At 72.2% G+C, this 13,572-nt stretch carries 12 protein-coding genes and 1 pseudogene; 4 read left to right on the top strand and 9 right to left on the bottom strand.

Going from position 1 to position 13,572, the window contains the following annotated elements:
- Window positions 1-64 precede the first annotated feature (64 nt).
- A complete protein-coding gene (locus ACFU74_RS00310; RefSeq protein ID WP_380749304.1) occupies window positions 65-1,270 on the bottom strand; it encodes a cytochrome P450 in 1,206 nt (401 codons plus the stop codon).
- A 90-nt stretch (window positions 1,271-1,360) separates the two neighbouring features.
- Window positions 1,361-1,579: a ferredoxin gene (locus ACFU74_RS00315; protein ID WP_380749307.1), complete on the bottom strand. Its 219-nt coding sequence runs from the start codon at window positions 1,577-1,579 to the stop codon at window positions 1,361-1,363.
- A gap of 559 nt (window positions 1,580-2,138) precedes the next feature.
- Here ACFU74_RS00315 and ACFU74_RS00320 point away from each other — a divergent pair.
- Complete coding sequence (locus tag ACFU74_RS00320) at window positions 2,139-2,339, top strand: hypothetical protein (protein ID WP_380749310.1); 201 nt, start codon at window positions 2,139-2,141, stop codon at window positions 2,337-2,339.
- A gap of 92 nt (window positions 2,340-2,431) precedes the next feature.
- Here ACFU74_RS00320 and ACFU74_RS00325 read toward each other — a convergent pair.
- Window positions 2,432-2,596 (bottom strand): annotated as a pseudogene (locus ACFU74_RS00325) (pirin family protein); the annotation flags it as partial.
- Window positions 2,597-2,685: 89 nt separating this feature from the next.
- Here ACFU74_RS00325 and ACFU74_RS00330 point away from each other — a divergent pair.
- From ACFU74_RS00330 to ACFU74_RS00340, 3 genes are all read left to right on the top strand, one after another.
- Window positions 2,686-3,840 (top strand): tyrosine-type recombinase/integrase, encoded by a 1,155-nt coding sequence (locus ACFU74_RS00330; RefSeq protein WP_380749312.1) that lies wholly within the window; start codon window positions 2,686-2,688, stop codon window positions 3,838-3,840.
- Window positions 3,841-4,270: 430 nt separating this feature from the next.
- Window positions 4,271-4,873: an EF-Tu/IF-2/RF-3 family GTPase gene (locus ACFU74_RS00335; RefSeq protein ID WP_380749315.1), complete on the top strand. Its 603-nt coding sequence runs from the start codon at window positions 4,271-4,273 to the stop codon at window positions 4,871-4,873.
- Window positions 4,874-4,957: 84 nt separating this feature from the next.
- Window positions 4,958-5,284 (top strand): hypothetical protein, encoded by a 327-nt coding sequence (locus ACFU74_RS00340; protein ID WP_380749318.1) that lies wholly within the window; start codon window positions 4,958-4,960, stop codon window positions 5,282-5,284.
- 201 nt (window positions 5,285-5,485) lie between these two features.
- Here ACFU74_RS00340 and ACFU74_RS00345 read toward each other — a convergent pair whose 3' ends face one another.
- The 6 genes from ACFU74_RS00345 to fxlM form a co-directional block, all read right to left on the bottom strand.
- The gene (locus ACFU74_RS00345; protein ID WP_380749321.1) at window positions 5,486-6,631 is read right to left on the bottom strand and encodes a hypothetical protein; all 1,146 of its coding nucleotides are present in this window, start codon (window positions 6,629-6,631) and stop codon (window positions 5,486-5,488) included.
- A complete protein-coding gene (locus ACFU74_RS00350) occupies window positions 6,628-7,470 on the bottom strand; it encodes a thiopeptide-type bacteriocin biosynthesis protein (RefSeq protein ID WP_380749324.1) in 843 nt (280 codons plus the stop codon). Before ACFU74_RS00350 ends, ACFU74_RS00345 begins: the two co-directional genes overlap by 4 nt.
- Window positions 7,471-7,485: 15 nt before the next feature.
- The gene (locus tag ACFU74_RS00355) at window positions 7,486-8,691 is read right to left on the bottom strand and encodes a lanthionine synthetase C family protein (RefSeq protein ID WP_380749326.1); all 1,206 of its coding nucleotides are present in this window, start codon (window positions 8,689-8,691) and stop codon (window positions 7,486-7,488) included.
- Window positions 8,688-11,750 (bottom strand): lantibiotic dehydratase, encoded by a 3,063-nt coding sequence (locus tag ACFU74_RS00360; protein ID WP_380749329.1) that lies wholly within the window; start codon window positions 11,748-11,750, stop codon window positions 8,688-8,690. The genes ACFU74_RS00355 and ACFU74_RS00360 overlap by 4 nt, the downstream gene beginning before the upstream one ends.
- Before the next feature lie 98 nt (window positions 11,751-11,848).
- On the bottom strand, window positions 11,849-12,028 hold the full coding sequence (locus ACFU74_RS00365) for an FxLD family lanthipeptide (protein ID WP_380749332.1): 180 nt from the start codon (window positions 12,026-12,028) through the stop codon (window positions 11,849-11,851).
- Window positions 12,029-12,076: 48 nt separating this feature from the next.
- On the bottom strand, window positions 12,077-13,294 hold the full coding sequence (gene fxlM, locus ACFU74_RS00370; protein WP_380749335.1) for a methyltransferase, FxLD system: 1,218 nt from the start codon (window positions 13,292-13,294) through the stop codon (window positions 12,077-12,079).
- Window positions 13,295-13,572: the final 278 nt, after the last annotated feature.

The following is a 13,572-nucleotide window of genomic DNA, read 5'->3' on the forward strand; positions in this document are numbered from 1 at the left end:
GGGACGGTGTGCGGGGTGCCGCGCCTGCGCAGGCGGGTGCGGCACCTCCTCTATCGGGCCCCGCTCACCAGGTCACGGGCAGTGACCGCATCCCGTAGATGAACGACTCGGTACGGAACTCGCGCTCGCCGGCCGGCCTCAGCCCCGGCAGCCGGCGGAACAGCGTCTCCAGGGCGATCTGGAGCTCGGCACGGGCCAGCGGCTGGCCCAGGCACTGGTGCACGCCGAAGCCGAACGCCAGTTGCCGCCGGGCGTCCCGGTACAGGTCCAGCTCGTCCGTCGCCCGACGGCCGGCGCCGCCGAACACCGCCTCGTCCCGGTTGGCGGTGGAGAGCATCGCCATCACGCCCTCCCCGGCCCGGACGGTGACGCCGCCGAGCTCCACGTCCTCCAGCGCCACCCGGGGCAGGCCGGTGTGCACGATGGTCAGCAGCCGCAGCAGTTCCTCCACCGCGCCCGGCAGGGTGGCCGGGTCGGCCAGGCCGGGGATCTGCTCGGGGTGCTCCAGCAGCAGCGCGGTCGACAGCGCGATCATGCTCGCGGTCGTCTCGTGCCCGGCGATCAGCAGCAGCACGCCCATGCCGGCCACGTCGTCCGGGGTCAGGTCGTCCCGCGCCGCGAGCCGGCTGAGGACGTCGTCCTCCGGCTGTGCGCGCTTGCGGGCCGTCAGGTCGCGCAGGTAGTCCCGGACCTCCTCCTGGGCCTCCCGGAGCTGCTCCACGGTGCTCTCCTGGTTGAGCATCGTGCGGCTCAGCCGCTGGAAGCGGTCGTGGTCCTCGTACGGCACGCCGAGCAGCAGGCAGATCACCAGCGAGGGCACCGGCAGCGCGAAGTCGGTGACCAGGTCGGCCGCGGTCCGGCCCGTGGTCATCCGGTCCAGTGCCTCGTCCACGATCCGCTGGATCTCGGGGCGCAGCTCCTCCACCCGCTTGACCAGGAATTCCCCGGTGAGCATGCGGCGCTGGCGGGCGTGCTCGGGGTCGTCGAGCCGCAGGAAGTCCGGATTGTCGGTGATCAGCTCGCGAGCGCCGGCGATCAGCAGGGGAAAGGTCGGGTGGCGTATGTCGGCACTGAACCGGCGGTCGGACAGCACGGTGCGGACCTCGGCGAAGCCGGTGACCAGCCAGCAGAGGTCGCCGTCGGGCAGCTCGGCCCTGGTCACCGGCCCGGTGGCGGCGGCCTCGGCGTACTCGGGCGGCGGGCCGAACGGGCAGCCGCCCGAGTGCCGGGCCGGCAGCGGGAGGACGGGGGTGGTGGGTGCGGTGGTCAAGGCGGGGGGTCTCCTCACGTCGCGGGTGTTCTCGTGCGGTTCGGGCCCGGGAAGGTTCCCGGGGGCCTGCGGGGCCGGCGGCGGGGTCCGTCAGGCCCCGGTCCGCGCGGGCTCGTCCCCGGTGACGGTGATCGCCCGGCCCGGGCAGAGCTCGGAGGCGAGCCAGACGTCATCGAACTGCTCGGCCGGCACGACGGTCTGACGAATCCTCACGAGACTGTCCCGGTCGTCCTGGTAGAAGACCGCGGGGGCGTTCGTCACGCACATGCCGGAGCTACAGCAACGGTCCCGGTCGACGCTCACCTGCATGTCGGCACCTTTCGCCAGGGCGGCGCCGACTGCCCGGCGGCCGCCTCTCGTTGTCACGGTCAACCTAGCCACCGCCGGTCGGCTCACGGAGGGGTACGGTGCCCGGATCGAGAATGGCTGATTCGGCCCTGTGCGCGAACCCCCCTTGCGGCGCAATGCGTTCCAACCCGTGGTACTTCGCCGGACGGATCGGCGGACCCGGCCGCCCGGACGGCCCCACGAGCCTCAGCGGTGGCCAACTCCCGTACGGAGAGATCCGTTTCGGACCCGGCGGCGCCCTTGCCCGACCGGTAGCTCACCACCCGGGCGAACCGCGGGGCCGACCGCGGAGTAGCCGGGGCTGCCCGGCAGGGTAGCGGGGGCCCTCCCGACGGGGTAGCGGGGGCTGCCCGGCAGGGCCGGCCCTGCGGGGTAACGGGGCTGCACTGGAGGGCCGTCGAAGCCGACCTCGACCAGTTCCGGCCGGACCAGCCCCGCCCGGGCACCCCGCCCGGCCTCCCGGGCGAGCGTCCGGCCGGTCGGCCGGCGAGGCCCTCGGGCGGCCCCGAGGCGGCATCTCATGTTGCTGGAGGTCGACTTCAGCGGTCATGCGGCGAGCGCGAAGGCCTGTTCGGAAGTCGTAGAGCATGCGGTTCTGCAGGCAGTGGTGGAGGCAGCCGAGGAGCTGCCAGGCCCGCCGTCCACCGATGATCCGTCAGTAGAGTCAGCAAGAGGTCAGCATCTGTACGAGCAGACCCTGCGACAAGACGCCCTGACCTGAGAATCCGCCCGTCCACGGGGCCCGGAGAACGCCCACCCGACCCCCGTCGACAGCGACCGCCGAACACGCCGTCATGGCATCATTCTCGCAGGTCAGCGCACCCGCCCACGGGCCTTCAGCGGAATGTCGGGGAGGGCCGGGGCATGGAGTCGGGCGCCGTCGTAGCCGTGGACCTCACCGAAGCGGTTGCCGGTCTCCCAGTCGTTGCGGGCCTGGAGGATCTCCTCGCCGGTGCGGCCGATGAAGTTCCACCACATACCACGTTTCACAGTTCTTCCCAGGTCAGGGGCTTGATCGACCATCCGGGGTCAGCGAAAGGTCAGCAAGACGCCCGGGAGTCGACACCATGGCCACCATCAACCTCGTCCGCGGCATGGGCAGCTTCTTCAAGGAGTACGAGCACCCCGAGAGCCGGTGGCCGAGGTGCCCGCACGAGTACAAGATCCGCTACCGCAACGCGGCCGGACGCCAGACCGAGGAGTCCGGCTTCGCCACCCAGGACAAGGCGAAGTCCCGCCTCGCCGAGGTCTACCAGGCCCGCAAGAACAACCCGCAGAGCCAGCACAAGGCCGCCCGCGTCCAGCAGTACAGCCCGATGCAGTTCCACGAGTACGTCACCGAGTGGAAGGCCGGCCAGCGCGACCCCAGCCCCAGCTCCCTGCGCCACCTCGACTCACTGCTCGTCCACCACCTCTACCCCGCCTTCCGCAGCCGCCGAATGGGCACCTTCGACCACAAGGTCGTCGAGGCCTTCATCCAGGCCATGGAGCGCAACGGCGTCGGCCTCGCCACCCAGTCCAACGCCTTCGACAAGCTCAAGTCGATCCTGCTCGACGCTCACCGGCTCGGCCTCTACGACGACAGCCCCCTCGACGGCGTCAAGCCACCCCAGTACGACCCCAAGCGCGCCATCATCCCCTCCCCCGCCGAGGTCCGGCACATACGCACCGCCGGCGACGACACCTTCCGTCTCGTCGCCGACCTGATGAGCGGCTGCGGCATGCGCAACGGCGAGGCCCTGGCCGTCAACATCAACAACATCGTCGCCGACGACGTCTACCGGATCACCGAGCAGGTCAACCAGACCACCAAGGCCTACGCGCCCCTCAAGCACCGCAAGGCCGGCGACTACCGCGACGTCCCCCTCGCCGCCCGCGTCCGGCACTCCATCGAGTCGTACGCCGACACCTACGGCACCATCGACGGCTACCTCCTCCGGCACCCGCGCGACCTGACCAAGCCGATGCCCAACCACTACATCGCGAACCAGTGGAAGCGGATCAAGAACGACGGCCTCGTCGAGATCCCCGACGGCATGGTCGTCTACGGCCTCCGTCACTTCTTCGCCTCGAACTGCCTCGGCCACAACCTCCCCATCACCGATGTCGCCGAATGGATGGGCCACAAGAGCATCGACATCACCTTCAAGATCTACCGCCACCTCATGCCCGGCTCCATCGGCCGCGCCGCCGAGCTCCTCGACCTCGGCCTCGCCGCCTGAACGCTCGGAGGCCCTGCTCCCGTGCTGGGACAGGGCCTCCGCACACCGGTTCCACGGACTCAGCCACCGGACAGCCGCTGCTGCTTCACCCACGCCTGAACCTCGGACAAGGTCCTGTCATCCGTATCCCTCTTCACCCGCCAGCAGGGAGCACCTGCTCAGAGCATCCGCGAACCGCATGCCGGTGCGATCGGATCATCACATCCGGGTCCGCCCACGACCGCCTCCCGACGGGCCGGAGCACCCGCCCATGCGCCACCGACCCACCGTCGCGTCCGTATGCGCGTCCGCGCCGACTCCGGGTCCGCGGGCGCAGGACTGGCGTCCGAGTTCACTCGACCGGGCGATGCAGCGGCGCGTTCCCGTACGGCGCGGGGTGATGCGGGGCAGGGTTCGTACCGGAAGCGACCATTGGAGGGAGTTGGTGCGAGTGGCAGCGACGGAGACGGCCGGGCAGCTGGCCGACGCGGACGGGCCGTTCCTGTTCGCCTTCGAGGACGCGTTCAACGTTCCCGGGCGGGGCGTCGCGGTGACCGGCACGATCGATCGCGGCACGGTCACCACGGGGAGCGGGATCGAGCTCGTCGGGGTCGACGGGACCCGGACGGTGACCTGTGTCGGGATCGAACAGCGCAACAAGGCGCTGGAGCAGGCGCGGGCGGGTGAGGCGGTGGGCCTGTTGCTGACCGGAGTGACCACCGATCAGCTGGCGCGCGGCCAGGTGCTGGCCGCGCCGGGCAGTATCAAGGCGCATGCCGCGTTCGAGGCGGATGTCGAGCTGCTTGCCACCGAGGCCGGTGGCCTGAAGGACCCGGTCGCTGGTGGCAGCTGGCCCCGCTTCCACGTGCACACAGGCGAGTTCAGCGGGACGCTCGAACTACCGGCGGGCACCGACGCCCTCAAACCCGGTGACACCGCCCGGGTGACGGTGACGCTGGAGGTCGCGGTCGCCGTCGAGGAGGGGACGGGGTTCTGGCTCCGACAGGGTGGACGCACGGTGGGCGCCGGTGCGGTCACACGGATCGTCGAGTAGCGCATCCCTCCCCCGCTCATCGTGGCCGTCGGCATCGGGCCGGACCAGGCTTGACGGGCCCTACAGAGAAGGAAATCCCGAAGCATGTTCGCACGACGCGCTCTCGCGACCCTGCTCACCGCGATCTTCGCGGCGGGCCTGGTCACGGCCCCGGCACAGGCCCGGAGCCAGATCCAGGCCCGCACCGCTTCACGCGACGTTCCCCAGCTTCCCGAGGGCGTGGAGCTGCCGGAGGGGCAGTGGCTCAACTGCCACCCCCACAGCTTCCGTGACTGGTGCCCGGTTCTGGGGCCCGAGTGGCACGCACTGTACTGGCAGTACTGCGACAGCATCTTCGGAAAACAGGAGTACTGCATCAAAACTCCCGCCCTTACCGCCCCCACCGACCCCACCCTGCCGGCCCGGGCCTGACCCCGCCGCCGGCCAGCACCTGACGCAGCTGCGGCCGACCGACGTAGTGGGACAGCCGCTGGGAGGGACGGCACGTTCTGCATGCCCTGCGCAACAGCCACCCACGACGCCGGCCACCGAGGGCTCACCAGACCGACCGCGAGCACATCATGGCCTGCCTGTCCCCTGCCGCGTCATGCCAGGCCGATACCCATCTCCTGGTCATCGGGTCGTCCGTTCAGCATGGGGCACGGGTCGGTGGGTGGCGGCGCCGATGCGGCTGATGACGGCGGTGGCCAGAGCGAGAGCGGCTCCGATGCGGTCGTCGAGGTCGGTCGGCAGGCTGCGCATCCCCAGGCCTGCGGTGGCCATGGCGGCGGCGAGCTGCTTTCGGTGGGCGCCGGGGAGATCGACGGCACGGGGATGAGCGAGCAGGTCACGCGCGCTGTACCCCTCGGGGACTGCGAGTGCCCGCTCGACGGCGTGTCGGAAGAGCCGCTGCCCCTGTCCGGGGACACCGGCCGCCGCGGCGAGGTCGGCGACCGTGAGGGCCAGACGGGTATCGAAGATCGGCGTTCCGTCGCTCGGCTCGACGGCCCGGTGGGCACTGAGCATCGCCTCGGTCTGCTCGGGACAGGGCCGCCCGGCGAGGAGCGGGCAGGCCACGGCCAGCGCGGCGGCGACGGCGGTCTCCCACGGCTCTTCTGTGGGGCTGTCGGCGAGCAGGCTCTGTGCCAGTTCGGGATCGCCGTCGGCGGCCATGGCGATGACGGCGATCTGGCGGCCGTCGAACATGCGGCGGGCGATGCTTCCGGCCTGCTTCAGGTGGAGGTAGGAGTCGACCCACCGGCCGGCCCGTGTGAGGGCGCGGGCGCCGTCGTAGAGGAGGACGTTGTCCAGCCACTCGATGACCTCACCCCGGTCTGTCCCCGGGGCGGTCAGGCCGCGGAGGGTCACCGGCGTCCCGTAGAGAACGGCATCGTGGTCGGTGGCGACGGCATGGGCCAGCTGCTCAAGGAGGGTAAAGGCGGCGTTGCCGTCGGCCTCCCGGATGTGCAGCAGGGCGAGGTTGACCAAGGGTTCCAGGGCCAGGCAGGCCGATGCCGGCGGCAGCGGGCGGGCGGCGAGATGGAGGTTGGCGTGGTTGTGGCACAGGGCTCGGGCGAGGTCGGGCAGGCCGCGGTCGGCGGCGAGGAGCGCGGTGAGGTTGTGAACGCCTGCGGCGTCGACGAGGTTGCTGTGGGCATCGGCCGATGCGGCGAGTTCGGTGAGCCGGGCGACCCGGGTCTCCAGCGGCAGGGCGAGGGCGCGCTTGCGCGGGACGAGGGGGAAGCGGCGGAGCACGTCGGCGAGCAGGACGGCCGTCATGCGGGTTCCTGGGTGGGTTCGAGGACAGTGGCGGTGGCGGCGTGGGCCAGCAGCGCCTGGTGGTCGTGGGTGAGGCCGAGCCGGTTGGAGTGGAACAGCTGGTGGTGGGCGAGGACCGCTCGCAGGCCGCGCCGGAGCCGGCCGCTGTCGGCGAGGGTCCTCAGGCCCCGGCCGCATGCGGTGAAGGCGGCGAACCAGGGTGCGGCGAAGGCGAGCTGCCCGGTCGTGAGGAGCGCGGAGGTGGGGCCGGTGTCGGCCTGGAGCAGCACGGCGACGGTCTGGTGGAGTCGGCGCCCGCCGTCGGTTTCCGGCACGGTCGGACGGTGCTGCGCGATCTTGGCCCAGGTGTCGCCGATCTCGTACCAGTCCAGGCCCGCGCCGCGCATCATGGCGGTGCCGAGCAACAGGGACAACTCGCGGCGTTGGTCGTCCACCTCGGAAGCGTGGACAGCGCGCAGGTAGGCGAGGGTGTGGTGGCTGTCGAGGTGGAACAGCCGGTGTGCGGCCTCCATGGCGTCGTCGCCGCCGAAGGCGATCGTCTCGGGCTCGTATATCACCGGGGTCCAGCGGCTGAGTGCACCGGTGGTGCGGAAGTCCTCCATGACCGTGTCGACGGCGGCCGTGGCGGCGTCGGTGCTGTCGGCGGTGGCCGGCTGGTAGCGCAGCCGCCATCGGTCGCCCTTGCGTACGAAGTGCCAGCCGGTGATGGCTCCCGCGCGCGTGAGCGCCGTGAGACCGGGTCCGAGATGCCAGGCGGCGAGCCTTTCGGTCGCGGCGGGTTCGGTCAGGTGGAGGTGGACTTGGAGCAGCGGGGGCGGGGACTTCTCGACGTCGCTCATCGCGGGGTTCTCCGGTCAGGTGAGGAGCAGACAGCTGTCCCACCTGGTGGTGGCGGGCCGGCCGGGGGTCAGGGTGTGGAGGACGAGGGCGGTGCCGGCCGTGCCTTCGAGCAGGCCCGCCTCGGCCAGCGGTTCGGTGAGGGTGGTGATCGCGTCGGCTGCTGTGCGGAGCCGGGCCGCGGTGGCGGGGTCGGTGGTGCGGGCGGCGAAGCGGTGGGTGAGCAGCCGCGTACCGGCGGTGCCGTGGCATAGCGTGTTGCCGGTGAGCCCGGTCAGCTGCTGCGGGTCGGTCAGGCAGGTGAGGAGGGCGTATTCGGCGATTTGCCGACGGTGGTGGTCGCCGGTGGCGAGGGCGGCCAGGTGCTGGGCGTGGGCGATGCCGGGGGTGCCGTAGCACCAGGATGGGCGGAGCGGGCCGTTCTGGAGGCTTCGACCTTCGTGCTCTTCGGCGGGGGTGACGGCTTCGGGCCACCACGGTCCGGTGCCGGTACCCTGCTGCCAGGCGTCGAGCCAGTGGGTGATCCGGCCGATCGCCTCTTGGTGGCCGGGGACCCGGATGCCGTCGGTCCAGGTCAGGGCGAGGAGGGCGAGCGGGCCGGTGATGCCGTGCGCCAGGCCGAGGTTGCCGTGGCCTCCCGGGTAGTGGGGTGAGGTGGCGCCGGAGGGCGCAATGTCGGTCCACCAGCCGGGCAGACCGCGCAGGGGTTCGGTGAGGCGGACCAGGTAGGTCAGCACGTCGCGCAGCAGGTGGCTGTCGCCCCGGGATCGCAGGGTGACGCCGAGTCCGGTCATGCCGTAGACGAGGTCGTACTCGGCGAAGATCGGCCGTTCGAGCTGGGTGATGCGCCGGTGGGCAGCGGCCAGGCGCCGTTCGGTCATCCGGTCGACAGTGGCATCCAGCGTGGTGATCTGCCGCTCGAAGTCGCGGGGCCCGGTGGAGGCCTGACGCAGGACGTGAGCGACGGCGGGGGCGCCGAAAAACAGGCCGGTTCCGGGAGTGGAGAGCACCGGCCGGCGCAGGCAGGCCGCGATCCAGGCGTGCGCCGTCTTCCAGTCGCCGGCTCCGGTGGCGGCGCGTGTGATGTGGAGCAGGGTGACGCCCGGGGCGCCCTTGGCCAGGGACTGCCCCCACTTGGCGGAGGTGCTGTCGGGCGGGGTGAGGAGCGGCTCAGTGAGCGCGGCGAGGATATCCCGGTCAGCGGCGGCGGCGGTCGTGGTCATCGGGGCTTCTCCGAGGTCCGGATGCGGGTCAGGGCGGCGACTCGGGCGAGCCGGTGGCAGGCCCGCTCGTGGTCGGGATCGATGCCGATCGCCCGCGCGTGGTGCAGGTGCAGCAGCGCGCCGGCCACCTCGTCCGCCTTCGGGTCCTTGTGTCGGTCGAGCAGGTGGCGGTAGTCCGCGAGGGCTTCAGCGCGTTCGTGCCAAGCTCTGGCCAGGGCCGGGCCGGAGGCGGTGGTCTCCAGCGCGGGCCAGGTCCCCGGTTGCCCGGTGAGGGCGAGCGTCTGCCAGCGGACGTCGCGGGGAAGGGCCTGCTCGGTGTGATGGGGGACGTGCTCCAGCAGCCAGCGCGGTCCGGCATCGGCGCCGAGCAATCCGGTGGCCAGGAGCAGCATGCTCGCCCCGGTCACGGCCGTCCGGTCGGCCTTCGTCTGCTCGATGTGGACGAGTTGGGCGAGGACGGCGCGGGAGTCGGTGGCGAACACCTCCTCGGCCTGGCGCATCGCCGCGCTCCGGCCGTAGCGGCCGTTCTCCGGCTGGTAGGTGTCCAGTTGGAGGCGCGTCAGCAGACCGGCCGCGCGAAGGTCGGCGGCCCATGCTCCGACCCTCTCAGCGGCTACGGCGAACGCCTCCGGGCCCGGCAGCGCGATCCGCAGGCGCAGGTGCGGTTCGGGGTCGGTGTGACGCAGGAACCACCAGGCCGGGTCGTTGACCCAGCGGCCCAACAGGGCGGGCACACGGGTCAGGATGTCGTCCGCCCTGGCCGGGTTGCCGTACAGGCGGGCGTACACCCAGCGGGACGCCCCGGGCAGGTGCCCGTCCCGGTGGCTGGTGGCGTGGACGGTCCGGCGGCGGGTGGCTGGCAGCGGAGCCCGGGTGGAGTGGAGTTGGAACGTGAGCTCGTGCGCCCGGCCTTCGCACCAGCCGTTTGCCCCCGGGCCTGGAGCCTCGGTAAGGGCGGCGGTGGTCTGCTGGGTGAGGTGGTCGCGCAGCAGAACCAGGTGCTCGGGCAGGTCCAGGTCGAGGGGCAGCTTCAGGTCGCGCTGGGTCAGATAGACCCTGGCCGGGGTGCGGTAGAGCTTCAGCCAGGAGCGGGCGGCGTGCTCCCACTCGGCCCACGACGTTCCCTCGGGCGGCAGGTCGGCGGCCGGGAGGTTCCAGCGGGCCGGTGAGAGGACGACGCGTCCGCGGCGCAGCCGGGGCAGGAACGGCAACTTCCCGGCGACGCCCCAGTCAAAGCCGGTGTACACCGGCGTGAACGCACCGGTGACTTCGCACAGGAACCGGGCGAGGGGCTGGGTGTGTGCCCGGAACTCCACCGCGTTCAGCACACGCGGCTCGACAGGACGGCAGTCGGCGAGGGAAACCAGCCACATCCGCCGGTCGTCCGCGCACACGCCGAGACCGTCCAAGCGCAACGGGCCGGTGTCGGAGCCCGGGTACTCGCCGAGCGGCAGCACCGGCAGGAGCGCGGGCGTCCGGGCAACGTTCTCGACGCGGGTGAACAGCGGCGGCACGGAGACCTGCACCGGCTCCGCGTCCGCGCGGAGCGCCGGCGCTGCGGAGATCGCCGCCGCCAAGGCGTCCTGGTGGGCCCGGTCCAGGAGGTGAAGGAAGCGGCCCGTGCTGGTCCCTGCGGCACGGGGTGCGGCCACCACCGTGAGGGTGAAGGCGCCCGCGTTCAGCGACTCGGTATCGGCGGCGGCCAGGTGGATAGTGAGTTCCGCGTGCGGCTGGACCGTCGCCGGAGCCGGTGCGGAAGCCAGCTGTTCCAGCAGGCGGTCGCCCAGGACGTGTTCGATGCAGCCTTCGATCGCGGCCTTCTGGGCGAGCGCGAGCAGGCGGGCGTCGCGGCGCCCGAGCCTGGCCGGCGTCTCGGGAAGCAGGGAGTCCCGGTAGCGGGCGGGGAAGCCGAGTCCGGTGTCGGGGTTCACCAGCTCGGTGACGGGCACCACGGCCCCGGGCCCGTACCGCTCGGCGAAGCGGGCGTGGTAGTCGAGCCAGGCCGGGTTGCCTCCGGGGTGCGGGCTGACCCGGGTCAGCAGCGCGACGGCGCCGGTGACTTCCCGCACGACCCGCTCGGGCAGCGCCAGCGGCCCGGCGTCCAGCCGCAGGTCGACCATCAGCGGCGGACCGGCCTCCGTACCGCCGGCCATCGATGCCGTGATGGCCGACCGTGCCACCCGCTGTTCCCCGGGGTCGTCGAGGCGGTTGTGGCGCTCCAGCGCGGTGTGGAGGCTGCGGAGGTCGGCGGTGATCCCGGTGGCCTCGGGGACGTCGTCCGCACCGGCCTGCTCAAAGGCTACGAGCAGGGCGCCGAGCGGATCGGTGGCGGTCATCGGAGGACGTAAGCCGCTCAGCAGCACGCGCTGCCGGACCAGTTCACCCAGCATCGCCCTGACCTGCCCGGGGTGCGCGTCGCGGAACTGCCGCTGCAGACAGTCGGCGAGCACGCCGAGGGGCACCGGCTCACGGGCGCCTTCCAAGGCGGCCAGAACCGCCCGGGTGGCACGCACCGATACCTCGACCGGCGCGCTGCCCGCCGGGTGCGACTGAACCGGCAGCACGATCCGCTCCCCGTGCAGCACGCGAAGGCCGTTGGCCACCACGGGCAGCCGGTCGGCCAGCAACTCTTCCAGCTGGTCGATGACGCCGGCCAGCCACTGCGCGTCGACCCGGGCCACCGCCCGGCCCGCGTCCCACACCGGAGCCGTCGCCTCGTCCCCGATCGGGCAGGCCGTCACCCCGGCGAACAGGCCGAACGGGGTCGCCCTGCCCTCCGCCCGCAGGATGTAGCGCATCACCGTGGCCGTCAGCCGGCGCAGCCGCGCGGTGCCGATCGGACGGCCCGCGATCACCTCGCGCACACGGTCGGCCAGTCGGCCCCCGGCCGCAGCCTCGATCGCGGTCTCCAGCTGAGGGTTACTCCAGGCTGAGCGGAGCCAGGATCGCCACGCCTCCGCGCCGGCGGGGGTGGGGTCGGCGAGATCGGGCCACTGCGGCGCGGCGTCGGCGGGGCGTGCCGCGGCGCGGATCAGGGCCGGTCCAACAAGGCGGTACAAGGGGATTCACCTCCAGGATCCGGGATGGGCAAGGCCCGGGTGCGGCGGGGCCGCACAGCAGCCGCACGCCGGGCCTCTGTCACACGGGACGGGACGGGTCAGACGTTGCCGCCGCCGCTGGCACAGGCCGAGCCGTCGCAGGTGCTGCCGCAGTTGTCGTCGGTGGAGCGCAGCAGGGCGGCGACGGGGTCGGCGCCCTCCACGATCCGCACGTCCAGGTCGAAGTCGCTGCCGGACATGGACACGGGCGCGGGCGGGGCCTCAAGGGTGCCGATCACGATGGTTCCTCCTGTTTCGTCGGTGGTGCTTGGCTGCCTGGTCGCGGGTCACGGCCAGGTGATCGTGAGCCGGACGTGCCGCTTGTCGATGACCGGCCCGTCCGGGAGCTGGTCGTCGGGGGTGCCGGCCGGGTAGGCGGTGAACACGGGGCCGGCGCCGGTGCGGTGCCGGCGGGTCCAGACGCCGACCTGTTCGGCGATCAGGTCGGCGAGGCGGTCGCCGTCGGGGCCGAAGCCGTGGGCGCCGAACTCGAACACCGCCGGGTCGTCGCCGATCTTGCGCAGCGCGAGGTAGGCGAGGCTGTCGCCGTCCACCACGAGCGGGCAGGCCATCCTGTTCGCCGGGGCGACGGTCCCGGTGTCGAGCGTGCGGTCGACGGAGATCAGGCCGAATCCGGGCAGCGCACCGGCCAGCCACAGGTACAGCGAGTCGAACGGCTCCTGGTTGCCGACCGTCACCTGCGTCCACCGCTCAACACGCGGTGTCTCCAGCACGCCCGCGAGCCGGCTGGTGTCCGGCCGGTCGAGCTCGTCGAAGCGCAGCCCGACCTCCTTGGTGCCGCGCGGCAGGACCAGGTGTTCGTCGTGCGCGCCGGTTCCCTGCATCTTGACGAAGCCGCACACCTCGGCGCTCACGCTGACCAGGCGCCCGCCGTCGCGGTGGAAGCTGATCGAGCGGGTCAGACCGCGCATCCGCAGCGGCACGGTGATCGTCCCGCCCTCGGCGAGGCCGACGGTCCAGGCGGGCGGCAGGTCCCACGCGCCGACGGTGACGAGGATCCGGTCGAACGGCGCCCCGGCCACGGGCTCGGAGGCGTCGGCCAGCACCACCTTCACCCGGCTGTAGCCGGCCTCGTCGAGGAAGCGGGAGGCACGGTCCGTGACGAACGGGTCGATGTCGACCGTCGTCACCTCCCCCTCCGGACCGACGAGTTCAGCGAGCAGGGCCGCGTTGAATCCGCCGGATCCGATCTCCTCCACCCGCATCCCCGGGCGGACGTCGGCCTGCTCCAGCATCAGGGCCTGGATCTGCGCCGCCGAGACCGAACTCACCACGAGGCCGTGCTCGTCTCGCTTGGTCACCAGGGCACGCACCGGCTCGTAGGCCTCGGTAAGCGGCACCTCGGGGGCGAAGATGTGCCGCGGCACGGCCAGCAGCGCGGCGGCCACGCGGTCCGTGCGGATCGTCCCGTCGGCACGCAGGGCTTCGACCATGGCCGAGCGCAGCTCCTCGACGGGCTCGTCGGTCTTCGGCAAGGTGGACATGGTGGCAACTCCTCTTTTTAGGGGCCGCGTTGCGTGTGCTGCGGCGGTCAATCCCTGAGATACACGACGGCGGCCGGTACCGGATGACACCTCGGGAACACCTGGTGTCGGCCGGCGGGGCGGCTGGCGCCCGATCGGAGTCGGGTGCCGCCGGAGGCTGGCCTGCCCGAGGCTCGGGAGGCCTGAGTGCCCAGCCCACGGCGTCGAGGTAGGGCAGCGGTGGAACGGTGATCCGTCCAACTCTGCTGAGGTAGTTCGAGCCGAGCTGGCGGACCTGA

Origin of the sequence: Kitasatospora sp. NPDC057500, assembly GCF_042802195.1 — a bacterium.
Taxonomy (GTDB): Bacteria; Actinomycetota; Actinomycetes; order Streptomycetales; family Streptomycetaceae; genus Kitasatospora.